Annotated in this window: 15 protein-coding genes; 4 read left to right on the plus strand and 11 right to left on the minus strand. The window is 72.6% G+C overall.

Translation table 11 applies throughout. The features are described from left to right. Window positions 1-459, plus strand: coding sequence for an NUDIX hydrolase (locus ACFE67_RS01720; RefSeq protein WP_375405142.1), 459 nt, complete (start codon window positions 1-3; stop codon window positions 457-459). A gap of 13 nt (window positions 460-472) precedes the next feature. Here the strand turns inward: ACFE67_RS01720 and ACFE67_RS01725 are convergent, their stop codons facing one another. The 4 genes from ACFE67_RS01725 to ACFE67_RS01740 form a co-directional block, all read right to left on the minus strand. Then, window positions 473-1,177 carry a hypothetical protein gene (locus ACFE67_RS01725; protein ID WP_375405143.1) on the minus strand — a complete coding sequence of 235 codons (705 nt, stop codon included), beginning with the start codon at window positions 1,175-1,177 and terminating at the stop codon, window positions 473-475. 71 nt (window positions 1,178-1,248) lie between these two features. Continuing rightward, window positions 1,249-2,607 (minus strand): FAD-dependent oxidoreductase, encoded by a 1,359-nt coding sequence (locus tag ACFE67_RS01730; RefSeq protein ID WP_375405144.1) that lies wholly within the window; start codon window positions 2,605-2,607, stop codon window positions 1,249-1,251. Window positions 2,608-2,666: 59 nt separating this feature from the next. Further along, entirely contained in the window at window positions 2,667-3,722 is a 1,056-nt protein-coding gene (locus ACFE67_RS01735) for a polyprenyl synthetase family protein (protein WP_375405145.1), read from the minus strand. A gap of 13 nt (window positions 3,723-3,735) precedes the next feature. Then, window positions 3,736-4,461, minus strand: a complete 726-nt coding sequence (locus ACFE67_RS01740; protein ID WP_375405146.1) for a class I SAM-dependent methyltransferase — start codon at window positions 4,459-4,461, stop codon at window positions 3,736-3,738. Between the two features lie 41 nt (window positions 4,462-4,502). Between ACFE67_RS01740 and ACFE67_RS01745 the strand changes: the two genes are divergently transcribed. Beyond that, on the plus strand, window positions 4,503-5,759 hold the full coding sequence (locus tag ACFE67_RS01745; protein WP_375405147.1) for an isochorismate synthase MenF: 1,257 nt from the start codon (window positions 4,503-4,505) through the stop codon (window positions 5,757-5,759). A 93-nt stretch (window positions 5,760-5,852) separates the two neighbouring features. Here ACFE67_RS01745 and menD read toward each other — a convergent pair whose 3' ends face one another. Both menD and ACFE67_RS01755 read right to left on the minus strand, forming a co-directional pair. Beyond that, window positions 5,853-7,508, minus strand: coding sequence for a 2-succinyl-5-enolpyruvyl-6-hydroxy-3-cyclohexene-1-carboxylic-acid synthase (menD, locus tag ACFE67_RS01750; protein WP_375405148.1), 1,656 nt, complete (start codon window positions 7,506-7,508; stop codon window positions 5,853-5,855). Between the two features lie 14 nt (window positions 7,509-7,522). After that, window positions 7,523-7,888 carry a PLD nuclease N-terminal domain-containing protein gene (locus tag ACFE67_RS01755; protein WP_375405149.1) on the minus strand — a complete coding sequence of 122 codons (366 nt, stop codon included), beginning with the start codon at window positions 7,886-7,888 and terminating at the stop codon, window positions 7,523-7,525. 134 nt (window positions 7,889-8,022) lie between these two features. On the opposite strand from ACFE67_RS01755, the gene ACFE67_RS01760 reads away from it, so the two are divergent. Then, window positions 8,023-8,334, plus strand: coding sequence for a DUF4229 domain-containing protein (locus ACFE67_RS01760; protein WP_375405150.1), 312 nt, complete (start codon window positions 8,023-8,025; stop codon window positions 8,332-8,334). On the opposite strand, the gene ACFE67_RS01765 is transcribed toward ACFE67_RS01760, so the two are convergent. The 3 genes from ACFE67_RS01765 to ACFE67_RS01775 all read right to left on the minus strand — a co-directional run bounded on the left by ACFE67_RS01765 (window position 8,298) and on the right by ACFE67_RS01775 (window position 11,397). Further along, complete coding sequence (locus tag ACFE67_RS01765) at window positions 8,298-9,251, minus strand: 1,4-dihydroxy-2-naphthoate polyprenyltransferase (RefSeq protein ID WP_375405151.1); 954 nt, start codon at window positions 9,249-9,251, stop codon at window positions 8,298-8,300. The two genes, ACFE67_RS01760 and ACFE67_RS01765, sit on opposite strands and share 37 nt — an antisense overlap. A 108-nt stretch (window positions 9,252-9,359) precedes the next feature. After that, on the minus strand, window positions 9,360-10,490 hold the full coding sequence (locus tag ACFE67_RS01770) for an AMP-binding protein (protein ID WP_375405152.1): 1,131 nt from the start codon (window positions 10,488-10,490) through the stop codon (window positions 9,360-9,362). Window positions 10,491-10,506: 16 nt separating this feature from the next. Continuing rightward, window positions 10,507-11,397: a 1,4-dihydroxy-2-naphthoyl-CoA synthase gene (locus ACFE67_RS01775; RefSeq protein WP_375405153.1), complete on the minus strand. Its 891-nt coding sequence runs from the start codon at window positions 11,395-11,397 to the stop codon at window positions 10,507-10,509. Between the two features lie 30 nt (window positions 11,398-11,427). Between ACFE67_RS01775 and ACFE67_RS01780 the strand changes: the two genes are divergently transcribed. Then, window positions 11,428-12,405, plus strand: coding sequence for an o-succinylbenzoate synthase (locus ACFE67_RS01780; protein WP_375405154.1), 978 nt, complete (start codon window positions 11,428-11,430; stop codon window positions 12,403-12,405). 64 nt (window positions 12,406-12,469) lie between these two features. Here ACFE67_RS01780 and ccsB read toward each other — a convergent pair whose 3' ends face one another. Beyond that, the gene (ccsB, locus tag ACFE67_RS01785) at window positions 12,470-13,474 is read right to left on the minus strand and encodes a c-type cytochrome biogenesis protein CcsB (RefSeq protein ID WP_375405173.1); all 1,005 of its coding nucleotides are present in this window, start codon (window positions 13,472-13,474) and stop codon (window positions 12,470-12,472) included. A gap of 76 nt (window positions 13,475-13,550) precedes the next feature. Continuing rightward, a partial coding sequence (locus ACFE67_RS01790; protein WP_375405155.1) for a cytochrome c biogenesis protein ResB occupies window positions 13,551-14,938 on the minus strand: 1,388 nt, incomplete at its 5' end.

The following is a 14,938-nucleotide window of genomic DNA, read 5'->3' on the forward strand; positions in this document are numbered from 1 at the left end:
ATGAAGACGCCGCCACGGCCGGTGGTCCGCACCGCGGCCCGCGTGCTGCTGCTGGACCCTGCAGGACGGGTGCTGCTCGTGAAAGGCGGCGACCCCGCGCGTCCGGAGGCGGGCACCTGGTGGATCACGCCGGGCGGCGGACTGGAGCCCGGCGAGGACGCGCGGACCGCGGCGATGCGGGAGGCGTTCGAGGAGACCGGCCATCGCGTCGCCGGGCTCGACGGGCCGGTCGCCCGCCGCTCCTCCGTCTTCCCCTTCGACGGCCGGCTCATCGAGCAGCGCGAGCAGTACTTCGTCGCGCACGTGCCCGCGTTCGAGCCGACGACCGGCGGCTGGACGGAGCTCGAGCGGCGCGCCCTGACGGAACTCCGCTGGTGGACGGTGGAGGAGCTGCGCGCGACGGTCGAGACCGTCTACCCGGAGTCCCTCGCCGACCTGGTGGCCGCCCAGCTGCGCTGACGGCCGCGCTCGATCACGGGCGGATGGGGGCCGCGGAGGCGAGTTCCAGCGTCACGAACGGCAGCTCGTCGCGCGGGACCACGACGGTCACGATGCGGTCCTCCACGTCGCACGCCAGGCCCAGCACGAGCGGGTCGGTGTCGAGCAGCAGGCCGTCCCGCGGGGCCCCGTCGACCACGACCGGGTGAGGCTGCAGAGCGGCCGGAGGGATCGGCGGCGCCCATGAGTCAGGGCCCTGACCGAGCCCGAGCTGCTCGCGGAAGGAGTTGCTGAGGACGTATTCCGCATGGGCGATGAGTCGGTCCGCGACCGAGTCCCGCTCGCTCCCCGGTCGCGTCCAGTGCGTCTGCACCGCTTCCCACAGCCGCGGGTAGCGCAGCATCCGCCGTGCATCGTGGAGCCACCCGGGTATCGCCCGCTCGAGCGGGGCCCGCAGCGCGGCGACCGTCGCGTCGTCGAGATCGGCGAGGTTCGCCGGGTCCTCGTGATCATCGGGGTTGCGCCAGAGGAGGTAGGTCCGCGAGATCGTGACCTGCTCCAGCACCTCCGGTCCTTCACCGCTGCGATGCCGCGAGGCCGAGTGCCCGGCCTCGCCGCGGTCCTCGAGATGCCGCTGCGGAACCAGACCGGCCACCGGGATGCCGAGTCCCTCGATCATCGCCAGGCGCGCGTCCCGGGGGTCCGGCGCGTCCTCGGCGATGAACCCCGCGAACTCCACGCCCGGCAGTCTCGCGCGGGCGGGCGCACCGGCGCTAGGGCGACGTCATCGCCGAGGCCCGGTGCCCCCTGTCATGCGACGGGGTCGCCGAGGGAGGCGGCCAGCATCTCCTCGCGGGGGACGACCTTGACGCGGGCGCGACCGACCGGCGCCCCGAGCGCCTGCTCGTGCTGGTCGAGCAGGTGCCAGCCCTCGACGGTCGTGTACCGGACGCCGCGGGACTCGAGCAGGTCGTTTACCGACTGCTCCTCCGGGTGCGCGGGGGTCCACCACATCCCCTGATCGGTGAGCACGTGCTCGACGGTCTCCATCGCGTCGGACTTCGTGTGCCCGATCAGGCCCACGGGGCCGCGCTTGATCCAGCCGGTCGCATACACGCCGGGCACGAGCGCACCGTCGTCGCCGAGCACCTGGCCCTCGTGGTTCGGGATCACGCCGCGCGCCTCGTCGAACGGCACGTCCGGCAGCGGGGAGCCGAAGTAGCCGACCGCCCGGTACACCGCCTGCACGGCCTGCACGCGGAACTCGCCCGTGCCGCGCGCGCCACCGATGCCGTCCGGCTCGGTCCGCTCCCAGCGGATGCCCTCGACCTTGCCGTCGCCCAGGATCTCGACGGGCCGCGCCCACCAGTGCAGATGCAGGCGGCGGCTCGCCCCGCCGGGCTCTCGCGTACGCCACTTCTGCAGGATCCGGTCGATGACGAGGACCTGCTTGTTCGAGGCGATCGCGGTATGCGCCTGGTCGTCGTACTCGAAGTCCTCGTCGTGCACGATCGTGTCGACGTCGCGGACCTCGCCGAGCTCGCGCAGCTCGAGCGGCGAGAACTTCACGTTCGCAGGTCCCCGGCGACCGAAGACGTGCACATCGGAGACCGGGGAGGAGCGCAGGCCCGCCTCCACGTTCTCCGGGATCTCGGTCGGCATCAGGTCGTCGGGGTGCTTCACGAGCACGCGGGCGACGTCGAGCGCGACGTTGCCGTTGCCGATCACCGCGATCTCGCGGGCGTCGAGCGGCCACTCGCGCGGGACGTCGGGGTGCCCGTCGTACCAGGACACGACGTCGGCGGCGCCGTAGGAGCCGGGCAGGTCGATGCCGGGGATGTCCAGCGCGACGTCGCGGATCGCCCCGGTCGCGAAGATCACCGCGTGATAGTGCTCGTGCAGGTCGGCGAGCGTGATGTCGGTGCCGAAGTCGACGTTGCCGAACAGCCGCACGGCGCCGCCGTCGAGCACCTCGCGCAGCGCGCCGATGATGCCCTTGATGCGGGGGTGGTCGGGCGCGACGCCGTACCGGACCAGCCCGTAGGGCGCAGGGAGCCGCTCGAACAGGTCGATCGACACGTCCAGACCTCGGTCGGACTTCTTCGCGATGTCGGCGGCGTAGATGCCGGCGGGCCCGGCACCGACGATGGCGAGGCGGAGCGTGGTCATTCGTCGTGTCCCTTCGGCCGGGCGGAGGAACGCGCGCGGCGGTGTGTCGGAGGTCTCTCTCAGCTGGAGCGGTCGACGAGCAGGTCCGCGAAGCGGACGAGCGCGCGTCGGACCGTGCCGGCGGGCAGCGGGTCGAGCGCCGCCTTCGCGGAGTCGGCCCAGCGGATCGCCTCCGCCCGCGTCGCCGCCGTGACGGGGTGCGCCCGCAGCTCGGCGACCGCCGCGTCGACCGAGGTGCCGTCGGCGTGCAGCGCCTCGATGCGGTCGGCCAGCGCCCGATCGGCCGGCACGGTCGCCGCGCTGCGGCGCAGCAGCAGCAGCGGGAGGGTCGGGACGCCGGCCTTCAGGTCGGTGCCGGCCTGCTTGCCGGTCTCCGCCTCCTCCGGCGCCAGGTCGATGACGTCGTCGATTAGCTGGAACGCGACGCCGATCCGGCGTCCGAAGGTCGCGAGCGGTTCGCGGTACTCGATCGGCGCGTTCGCGTAGGACGCGCCCCACTCGGCGGCGGCGGCGATCAGCGCACCGGTCTTGTCCTCGAGCACCTGCAGGTAGTGGTCGACGGGATCCTGGTCCGGTTCGGGCCCGACGGTCTCGTGCAGCTGGCCGAGGACGAGCCGCTCGAACACCTCCGCCTGCGCGAGGATCCCGTCGCCGTGCAGGCCCGCGATCAGCTTGCTCGCGCGCGCGAACAGCAGGTCGCCGGTGAGGATCGCGACCGAGTTGCCCCACACCTGCTGGGCGGAGGGGACGCCGCGGCGCTCGGCCGCCTCGTCCATGACGTCGTCGTGGTACAGCGATCCCACGTGCAGGATCTCGATCGCCTGCGCCGCAGTCACGACGTCGTCGGTGACGCCGTCGCCGAGCTGCGCGGTGAGCAGGGTGAGCACCGGACGGATGCGCTTGCCGCCCGCGGCGAGCAGGTACCGGGATCGCACGTCCGCGACCTCGTCGTGGAACGCGACCTGCTCGAGGATCCCGGCCTCGACGCGTTCGAGCCCGTCGTCGATCGTCTTCGCGATCGAGCGGTCCTCGCGGGATGAGAACAGCCGTTCCGTCATCCGCAGCTGCGAGGTGAGGTTGGCGCTCCTCCTGGTCACCGCGTCGCGCGGGCTCACCCGTCCGCCTCGCTCATTCACTGGCCCAGACGCCCGCGGAGGGCTTCACTCCGCGGTGCAGGGCGACGATCCCCCCGGTCAGGTTGCGGTACCGCACCTGCCGGAACCCGGCATCCCGCAGCCACGCGGCCAGCGTGGTCTGGTCCGCCCACGCCTTGATCGAGTCGCCGAGGTAGCCGTAGGCGGGGGCGTTGGAGGACGCGACCCGCGACACCGTCGGCATCACGTGGTCGAGGTAGGCGAAGTACGCGGCACGGAACGGCGCGAGGGTCGGCTTCGAGAACTCGCAGATCACGATTCGCGCGCCCGGCTTCGAGACGCGGAACATCTCGGCGAGCGCGCGGTGCGGGTCGGCGACGTTGCGGAGGCCGAAGGAGATCGTGACCGCGTCGAACTCGTCGTCGGCGAAGGGCAGCGCCTGCGCGTCGGCGAAGACGAACTCGATGCGCTGGTCGTCCGCGTGCTTCTCGCGCCCGACCTCGAGCATCCCCTTCGAGAAGTCGGCCGCGATCACTCGGGCGCCGGTGCGGGCGAGCGCCTCGCTCGAGGTCCCGGTCCCCGCGGCGAGGTCGAGGACCCGCTCCCCGGCGCGCGGCGCCACCGCCTTCACCGTCGCGGCACGCCACAGCTGCGCGTTGCCGCCGGACAGCAGCGTGTTCATGACGTCATAACGACGCGAGGCCTGGTCGAACATCGCTGCGACATCGGCCGGCGTCTTGCTCAGATCGGCCGCGGACACGGTTGCTGATGCTAGTCGAGCCACCCAAGTACCCTGAGCGGGTGACGGAGGATGCGGTACCCCCATTCCCTGTCACGATCAGGAGGATCGTCCATCCCGGCCACGAGACGGACGCCCTCCGCAGCCGCTTCGGCGATCCGACCGCGACCTGGCGGCACGGTGACGAGCTGCGCATCGGCTACGGCGTCGCGGCGCGACTGGTCTTCAGCGGTCCGGATCGCATCCGTGCGGCGGCTGCCGCTTGGCGGTCCCTGTCGGCGGCGGCGCAGATCGACACCGACGTCCCGGCCGCGGCACCGGTCGCGTTCGGCGCGTTCGCGTTCGCCGACGACTCCGACGCGGCCAGCGTGCTGCTGCTCCCCCGCGTCGTGCTGGTGCAGCACGACGGCGCGTCCCATCGGATCGAGCTGCCGGCGCTGCACCAGCCCACCGCCTCCACGCCGCCGTCCGTCGCTGCCGCGTTCGCGCCGGAGGCGTACGAGCGCGCGGTCGCCGAGGCGGTCGGGCGCATCCGCGCAGGCGACCTCGAGAAGGTGGTGCTCGCGCGGGATCGTGTGCTCAAATCGCCCGGATTCGATCTCGAGATGGCGCTGGAGGTGCTCGCGGACCGCTACCGCGGCGCGTGGGTGTTCGCGGTCGACGGGATCTTCGGTGCGAGCCCGGAGACCCTCGCGACGGTCGTCGTCGGCCTCGCGACGTCGCGGGTGCTGGCGGGCACCGCGCCCCGCTCGGCCGACTCCCGGGTCGACGACGCGAACCGGGCGACCCTGCTGGACTCCCCGAAGAACCGGTTCGAGCACGCCCTCGCGGTGGACAGCCTGCTGCTGGCCCTCGGCGGCGCGACGGAGGACCTGACGCTGGGTCGCCCGTTCGCGCTCGGTCTGCCGAACGTGTGGCACCTCGCGACGGACGCGACGGCCCGCATCCGGGCGGACGTCGGCGCGCTCGACCTGGTCGCCCTGCTGCATCCGACCGCGGCCGTTGCCGGTGCGCCGCGCGCGGAGGCCCTCGGCGTGATCCGCGCGCTCGAACCGTTCGACCGCCGCCGCTACGCGGGCCCGGTCGGGTGGATCGACGGGAACGGCGACGGCGAGTGGGCCATCGCGCTCCGCTCAGCGGAGGTGGAGGGACCCGACCACGTCCGCGCCTATGCGGGCGCAGGGATCGTCGCTGCCTCCGACGCGCACCAGGAGCTCGAGGAGACCCGCTGGAAGTTCCAGCCGATCGAAGAGGCCCTGGCCGCCGCTGTGTTCACCGATCAGGGGATTTGGCAGGCCGGAGGCCGCCAAATCCCCTGATCGGTGAACACCACCCACCGCTCCGCCGTCAGCCGAAGGGCCGTTCAGGCCCGCCGGTACGGCAGCTGCCCCGCGGCGGCGGCGGCGCAGCCATCAACTCAGCGGGACGACGACCAGGCTCCGCCCCGGCGCCGGGGCGGTCAGGACGCGGTCGAGGTCGCCGCGCGAGTCGATGCGGTGGTGCTCCCAGCCGTAGGCCGCTGCGAGTGCCGCGTAGTCGACCTCGCGCGGGGTACGCAGCACCCGCTCGAAGTCCGTGGGGTCTGCGGTCTCCTTGACCTCGAGCGAGTCGAAGATCGTGCCGCCGCCGTCGTTGCCGACGATCACCTGCAGGCGTACCTCCGGCTCCCCCGGCGAGCGGAGGAGGGCGCCGGCGTCGTGCAGCATCGCGAGGTCGCCGAGCAGCACGCGCGTGGTCCCCGCCCGTCCGGTTCCGGCGAGCGCGAGCGCGACCCCCGTCGCGGTGGACACCGTGCCGTCGATCCCGGCGAGGCCGCGGTTCGCGAGCACGCGGATGCGCTTGCCCGGCACCGCGGCGTCCATCTCGCGGATGAGCCGGCTGGCCGCGACGACGAGCCGGTCGTGCGGCCAGGTCGCGCGCCACACCGCGTCGACGAGCGCCCGACGCGTGACCGGCGCCCGCAGCGCGGCGAGCTCCGTGCGCTGGTGGTCCCTGCGCTCCCGCGCGCTCGGCTCGTCCGGCCGCCCTGCGTAGGGCACGTCGTCCGTCTCGTCCAGCATCGCGCGGGAGGCGGCGACCCACCGACCGCGCCATGAGCGGTCGGGCTCGGCCGATTCCGCGGCGACCGCGGCGGTGCGCAGCGCGCGGCCGCTGGTCGGGTCGAACCACTCACCGCCCGGCGGCCCGACCAGGATGGTGTGCACCTCGGGGCGTGCGAGCAGCTGGGGAACCTGTCTGGACAGCGTCGGGTGGCCGAACACGATCGCGCGCTCGATCCGGCCGCCGAAGTCGGCGTCGTCGAGCAGCGGCCGGTAGGCCCCGACCAGCTGCGGGCCGAACCGGGCGCCGCTCGACACCTCGGCGAGCAGCGGCACGTCCAGCGCGCGCGCGAACGCCTCCGCCCCCTCCCCGGCCCGGTCACCGGCGATGACGACCGTGCGGGGACCCGAGCGGATCAGGAGGGGGTCCGGCGCAGGCCGAGGCGCGGGAAGCGGACCGCCCTGCGGCTCAGCGCTCGCGACCGCTCCGGAGAGCGGCTCGCGGTACGAGAGGTTCACCTGCACCGGCTGGCGCAGGGTCGTCGCGATCGACCAGGCGTGCTCGGCCACAGCGGCGGCGGCAGCGACGTCCTCGGGCGTCGCCGGTGCGAGGACGTCGATGACCTCGGCGACGGCGACGCCGAACATGCCCGGCTGCACGGTCGTCTGGTTCGACCCGGTACCCCGCAGCTCCGCCGGCCGATCGGCGGTGAGCAGCAGGAGGGGGACGCCCGCGTGGTGCGCCTCCAGCACCGCAGGATGCAGTTCCGCGACCGCGGTGCCCGACGTGACGATCACGGCGACGGGAACGCCCGACTCGGCGGCGAGCCCGAGTGCCGTGAACCCGCCGACGCGCTCGTCGATGCGCACGTGCAGCTGCAGCTCGCCCGCCCGAGCGAGCGCCGCCGCCGCCAGCGCCGGCGCCTGCGAGCGCGAGCCCGGCGAGACGACGACGTGGCGCAGCCCGAGGCCGGTCAGGCGGGCGAGCAGCCGCGCCGCGGCGGCACCTGCCGGGGAGGGGTCAGTCATACCGATGCCGACCGTCAGCGGCGACCGGCGTCACCTTCGTCGTCGGCATCGGGGTCGAGGTTGGCGAGCTCCTGCTCCAGCTCGGTCCAGCGGGCGTCGTCCCGCTCGATCACCGGCGGCGGCGTTCGGCCGGTGGAGCCCAGGAACGTCGGGTCGTCATCGGGCCCGATCACCCTGGTCGTCGGGCGACGGCGAGCGGGTCCGCGGCCGACCACGAGCCAGAGCAGGGGGCCGATGACGGGCAGGATGAGGGCGATCACGATCCAGGCCACCTTCGGGAGGACACGCACGCGCGAGCGCTCCGTGAGGGCGCAGTCGACGATCGCGAACACGGCGAGAACCACCGCCGCGAGCGCCGCGAACACGAGCAGTCGCGCCATAGCCGCAACTGTACGTGCGTCCCAGGACGGCGCCGCGCCCGGATCCGACCGGGGAGGTTGGAATCGGCTGTGGGGTGGGGCGTTCCCCCCGCGGACGAAGTGGGCGCTCCTCCGGTGCCTACACTCGGAGCGTCATGGCCGGCCCGCGTCCCTCCCTCGCCCTTCCGTTCGTCGCGTACTCGGCGCTGCGGATCCTGCTGTTCGCGGTGCCGCTGGTGGTCATCTACGCGCTGGGCGGCAGCGCCATCATCTCGGCCGTGCTCGCTGCGGTCATCGGCTTCGCGCTCTCGATGATCCTGCTCGGCCGGCAGCGGGGCTCCGTCGCCCAGCTGCTCCGGCAACGCGCCGAGACCCGCAGCGTCGTCTCCGACGAGTCGATCGAGGACGAGGTCGTCGACGGCACCTCGGCTCAGAACGACAGCGCGGCCGCGAGCCCCAAGCCGTAGACCAGCGCGGTGATCCCGGTCAGGCTCAGCGCGAGGACCAGCTCCCGCGCCGTCCTCGCCGTCGCCGTGATCAGCACGGCAGGCACCGCGAGCAGCAGTACGAGGAACACGAGCGGCGCGAGCGGGTAGAACAGCGTCAGGTAGCCGACCACCAGGAACGGCACCGCCATCAGAATGCCGAACAGGATGCGGCTGGCGCGCGCCCCGATCCGGACGCTGAGCGTGCGCTTGCCCGCGGTCCTATCCTGCTCGATGTCGCGCAGGTTGTTCACGACGAGCACCGCGGAGGCGATGCAGCCGATCGCGAGCGCGCAGAACCAGCTCTCCGCCGGCACGACGCCGGCGATGACGAAGCTCGTCCCTGCGGTCGCCGCGACGCCGAAGAACAGGAACACGGCGATCTCCCCGAACCCCGCGTAGCCGTATGGCCGCGTGCCGCCGGTGTAAAACCAGGCGGCCGCGATGGCCACGGCGCCGACTGCCAGCAGCCACCACTGCTGCGTGACGATCACGATCACCGCACCGGCGGCGGCGGCGAGCACGAAGCAGATGACGGCGACGAGGAGCACCGTCCGCGGCGCCGCAGCGCCGGAGGCGGTGAGGCGGGACGGGCCGACGCGGTAGCGATCGGTGCCGCGGACGCCGTCGGAGTAGTCGTTGGCGAAGTTGACGCCGATCTGCAGCAGCAACGCGACGGCGAGGGCCAGGAACGCGAGCCAGTAGGTGCCGTCGAGCCGCTGCCCCCACACCGCTCCGGTGCCGAGCGCGACCGGTGCGATCGCCAGCGGCAGCGTGCGGGGTCGGGAGGCGCCGAGCCAGCCGCGCACGCCGGCGCGCTGCGGCGCGACGGCCCCGCGCGCCGGCGCACCCGGACGCCTCCGCGCCGGAGGCCGCTTGGCCGAGCTCACCTTCGCCACGGCGGGAGATTCTAGAGATCGCTCGGACGGAGCCCGTGCGCCCCGGTCGTTTCATATATCCGGGGATCTGCGCGCTGCGGGCGCAGATCCCCGGATATATGAAACGAACTAGGAGGAGGCGGCGAGGGCGGCGAGGGCTCGACGGTCGGGCTTGCCGGATGGCAGGAGGGGGATCTCCCGCACCACGACGACGCGTCGCGGGGCTGCCGCGCGACCGACCGTGTCCGCGACCGCCGCGCGTACCACCGCGAGGTCCACGTCCCGCGTCGCGATCACGACGGGGACGTCACCCCACTCCGGATCGGCGGCGCGCACCACGAGCGCCTCACCGAGGCCGGGCAGCGCCTGCACCGCCCGCTCGACGAGCCCGAGCGAGACCTTCTCGCCGCCGGTGATGATCACGTCGTCGAGGCGACCGACGATCGACAGGCGGCCGCCGTCCCACTCCCCCGCGTCGCCCGTGCGGTACCAACGGCGTCCCGGTTCCTGGAGGAAGGCGCCCGCGGTCCGCTCCGGGTCGCCGAGGTAGCCCTCGGCGAGCGTCGGGCCGGACAGCTGCACCTCCCCGTCGACCACGCGGACCTCGACGCCGGCGAGCGGCACGCCGTCGTAGACGCAGCCGCCGGCGGTCTCCGAGGCGCCGTAGGTCCGGCGGATCGGCACCCCGGAGGTCGCCGCCCGGTCGGCGAGCCCGGCGGGCAGCCTGCCGCCGCCGATCAGCACCGCGTCGAGCGCGTGAACGGCGCTCCGAACCTGCGGGTCGCCCGCCTCGACGGCCTCGATCACGCGGTGCAGCTGCGTCGGGACGAGTGCGGTGTACCGGCGCCGATCGCCCGGCAGCGCGAGCACCGTCGCGGCGAGCGCCTGCGCCGTGAACGGGCCGGGCGCGATCGGCACCGGCTCCGTGCCGGCGGCGAGGGCTCGCACGACGACCTGCATGCCGGCGATGTAGTGGCCGGGCAGCGCGAGCACCCACTCCCCCGGACCGCCGAGCGCCCCCTCCGTCGCGGTGGCGGAGGCGAGCAGCGCGCCCGACGACACCGCCACCAGCTTCGGGGTCCCGCTCGTGCCGGACGTCGCGACCACCACGGCCACCGGCAGCGGAACACGTGCGGGGGCGTCCGGCGCAGCGGACCCCGCAGCGATCGGGAGCACCGCGGGCCCGGTCCCGTCGAGCGCGGCCCGGATAGCGGCGATCATCGTGTCCGGGTCGTCCGCGATGATCGCGAGATCGCGCACGGCTAGGCCGCGTCCATCAGAAGCTGTACGGGTGGCCGGACCAGTCGGGGTCGCGCTTCTCGAGGAACGCGTCGCGGCCCTCCTGCGCCTCCTCGGTCCCGTACGCGAGCCTGGTCGCCTCGCCGGCGAAGACCTGCAGCCCGACCATGCCGTCGTCCGCGGCGTTGAACGCGAACTTGAGCATCCGGATCGCGGTCGGCGACTTCCCGAGGATCGTCCGGGCCCACTCGATGCCCGTCGCCTCCAACCGCGCATGCGGCACGACCTCGTTCACCGCACCGAGCTCGTACGCGCGCTGCGCGGAGTACTCGCGGGCGAGGAAGAACACCTCGCGGGCGGCCTTCTGGCCGATCTGGCGGGCGAAGTAGGCGCTGCCGTATCCGCCGTCGAACGAGCCGACGTCGGCGTCGGTCTGCTTGAAGCGGCCGTGCTCGGCGGAGGCGATCGTCAGGTCGCAGACGACGTGGAGGGAGTGTCCCCCTCCTGCCGCCCAGCCGGGGACGAGGGCGATGACGACCTTCGGCATGAACCGGATCAGCCGCTGCACCTCGAGGATGTGCAGTCGGCCACCGGAGGGGGCCTGCTCGTCCCCCTCGTACCGGTAGCCGTCGCGGCCGCGGATGCGCTGGTCGCCGCCCGAGCAGAACGCCCAGCCGCCGTCCTTCGCGCTCGGCCCGTTGCCGGTGAGCAGCACGACGCCGACCTTCGGATCGGTCCGCGCATCCTCGAGCGCGCGGTACAGCTCGTCGACGGTCTTCGGCCGGAACGCGTTGCGCACCTCGGGCCGGTCGAAGGCGATCCGCACGATCCGGCCGTCGAGGCTGCGGTGCGCGGTGATGTCGGTGAAGTCCCGCGCGACAGGGGACGGCGCCCAGACCTCGGGGTCGAAGAGTTCCGAGACGGGCATGCGTTCACCCTACGGGCGCAGAATCGAGCGGTGCTGCCCGACCTCGACGACGTGCTCGGTTCCGTCCGTGTCATCGCGCTGCCGCTCGTGACCCGCTTCCGCGGGATCACCGTGCGGGAGGCCGCGCTGTTCGAGGGTCCGGAGGGATGGACGGAGTTCGCGCCGTTCGTCGAGTACGACGATGCCGAGTCGACCAGGTGGCTGGCCGCGGCGATCGAGTTCGGCTGGTCCCCGTCGCCCGCGCTCCGTCGGACGACGATCGGCGTGAACGCGACGGTGCCCGTGCTCCCGGCTGCCGACGTCGCGAGCGTGCTCGCGCGCTTCCCGGGCTGCCGCACCGCGAAGATCAAGGTCGCGGAGCCCGGGTCGGTACTCGTCGACGATCTCGCCCGGGTGCGCGCGGTGCGGGAGGCGCTCGGCGCCGAGGGGCGGGTCCGGCTCGATGCGAACGCGGCCTGGAACGTCGACGAGGCGGAGCACGCGCTTCGCCTGCTCGCGTCGTTCGACCTGGAGTACGTCGAGCAGCCGTGCGCATCGGTCGACGAGCTGGCGGAGCTGCGCTCCCGCGTGCAGGACCTCCGGATTCCGATCGCCGCGGACGAGTCGATCCGGCGCGCTCGGGACCCGGCCGCCGCCGCTCGGGTCGTCGACGTGGTCATCGTCAAAGCGGCTCCGCTCGGCGGCATCAGAGCTGCACTCGGCCTCGTGGAGCGGTTCGGGAAGCCGGCCGTGGTCTCCTCCGCGCTCGACACCTCCATCGGGCTGTCGATGGGCGCGCACCTGGCGGCCGCGCTGCCGGATCTGCCCTACGACTGCGGCCTCGGCACCGCGGCGCTGCTGGCCGCGGACGTGACCGACGATCCGCTGCTCCCGGAAGACGGCCAGATCCCGATCCGACGCATCACGCCGTCACCGATGCTCCTCGACCGCTGGTCCGCGGACGCCGATCGGACCGCCTGGTGGACGGCCCGGATCCGACGGACCCACACCCTGCTTCAGGACATGTGATTCTTCGTCGTTCAGGAAAAAGCGGCGCTTCGCGCGGCTTTTTCCTGAACGACGAAGAACCCGGTCAGCTCGGGGCGGTGGGCAGGCCGCTGTAGGAGTGCAGGCCGTGGAAGAACACGTTCACGACGCCGAAGTTGAAGAGGATGCAGGCGTAGCCGATCACGTTCAGCCACGCCGAGCCCGTGCCGCGCCAGCCGAGCGTCGCCCGCGCGTGGAGGTAGCCCGCGTAGACGACCCAGATGATGAACGTCCACACCTCCTTGGTGTCCCATCCCCAGTAGCGACCCCAGGCGTGGTCGGCCCAGATCGCACCGGCGATCAGCGTGAACGTCCACAGGATGAAGCCGACGACGCTGATGCGGTACGCGAGGTTCTCGAGCCGGTCGGCGTCCGGGATCGTCGCGAGCAGCTTCAGCCGGTCCCGGTGTCCGGACTCGACGCGCCGGACGCGCCGCACCTGCAGCAGCTGCGCGACCGAGAGGGCTCCGGCGAGCGTGAAGAACCCGGTGCCGAGCATCGCGACCAGCACGTGCATCACGAGCCAGTACGACTGGAGAGCCGGCGGCAGCGGCGACACCGCGACGTGGAAGCTGACGGTCGCGATGCCGAGCAGCAGCACGACGAATCCGGCGATCGGGGCACCGAGGAACCGGAGGTCGATCCGGGTCAGGGCGAGGAGGAAGACGACGACCATGATCAGCGTGCCGGTCATGGCGAACTCGTACATGTTCGCCCACGGGACCCGTCCGGCGGCGACCCCGCGGAGCAGGGCGGCGCCCAGGTGCAGGACGGCGCCGACGAGCATCAGCGAGATGCCGGTGCGGGCCGCAGGACGACGGGCGCGGATCGGATCGGCGGGAGGCGCAGGCGGGGCTGCCGTCAGCAGCGCGGTGCCGCCGGAGGAGGAGGACTCCGACACCCTCTCGTCGCCTCGGACGAGGACGACCTGGGCCTGCGACTCGGCGGAGCGGCGTGCGAGATCGAGCGCGAACGCGATGAACGCGACGACGTAGACCGCGATCGCCGAGATCAGGAGCAGCTCGGAGAGGTTGTCGAGCGGATTCACGATTGCAGCCTACGTCTCGACGCAGCCCGCCCTGCGGGATCGGAGGGGTCGGTCAGATCCGCTGCACCCCCGGCGCCGCTCATACCCGCGCCGGTTCTCGGGCAGCCGCCGGCAGCGCCGCCCTGTGCTGCCGCTCCAGCTCCGCCACCGCCCGTTCGAGGTTGGGGTCGTCGCCGCGGGCCAGGCCCGCGTACTCGACCACGATGTCGTCGCCGTCCTGGCGCACCTTGATCCACATGCGCCGCCGGGGCACGAGCAGCGAGACGATCAGCCCCAGCACGGCGAGGCCCACGAACAGCGCGACGAGTCCCTGGGACGGGTCGTGGTGGATGTCGAATGCGGCATATCGGACGATGCCGTCGAGCTTCACGGTGCCGAGCCCGTCGGGCAGCGTCTTCGTCTGCCCGATCGTGAGCTGGACGGGGTCCTTGATGCCGGCGACCTCCTCCATCTTCGAGGTGTCGAGCTCGTAGACGTTCCTCGGGATGCCCGCGTTCAGCCCGAGGTCACCCTCATAGACCCGGAACGAGACCAGGCTCTGCGATCCGACGCTCGGGAAGATCGAGGTGTAGGAGCCGTCGGACTGCTCCTGGGCGGTCGGGTACAGGAACCCGACGAGTCCGATCTGCTTCTTCTGATCGGTCGTCTCAGCCGCTTTGACGACACCGAGGGAGACCATCTGCTCGTTCTGCGGCCGGAACGGGACCGCTCCGTGGAATGCCTCCGTGCCGTCGGCATTGGTCACGGTGAACTCCGGCGCGTAGCCGTTGCCGAGCAGGTAGACGCTCGTCCCACCGATGTCGAGCGGCGAGTTCACCTTGATGATGCTGTTCTTCGCCGACCCGTTCGGCAGCCGCGTGGTCACGTGCGCCGTGTAGTCGAGCGGCTGGCCGAGCGCGGCGACGTTCTGCTGCTCGTACGTGACGTCGAGCCCGTCGAGCGTCAGCGCGTACGGCGACAACGAGTCCTCGCCGAAGAACCGGCCGGGGGTCAGCGAGTCATAGGACGCCTCGTTGTTGACGAAGGTCGAGCCGGTCACGAGCACCTTCTGCCCCGTGTAGGTGAACCCACCGCCGATGAACACCGTGATGAGCACCCCGACGAGCGCGCCGTGGAAGAGCAGGTTCCCGCTCTCGCGCAGGTACCCCCGCTCGGCCGAGACGCTCCGGCCATAGCGGGCGGTGCGATACCGCGCAGCCCTCAGGGCCCGCTCGCCCGCCGCGACCGCGTCGTCGACGTTCACCCCCGCCATCCGGACGGAGGAGGAGGCGGGCAGCTGGGTGAACCGCGACGGCGTGCGCGGCGGCGCCTTCCTGACGGCCTTCCAGTGGTGCCTCAGGCGCGGGACGACGCAGCCGACCAGCGAGATGAACAGCAGCAGGTAGATCGCGGAGAACCAGAAGGAGGTGTAGACGTCGAAGCCCTGCAGCGCCTCGACGACCTTCGTGAGGCCCGGGTTCTCCTGCT

Source organism: uncultured Amnibacterium sp., from assembly GCF_964244015.1.
Lineage (GTDB): Bacteria > Actinomycetota > Actinomycetes > Actinomycetales > Microbacteriaceae > Amnibacterium.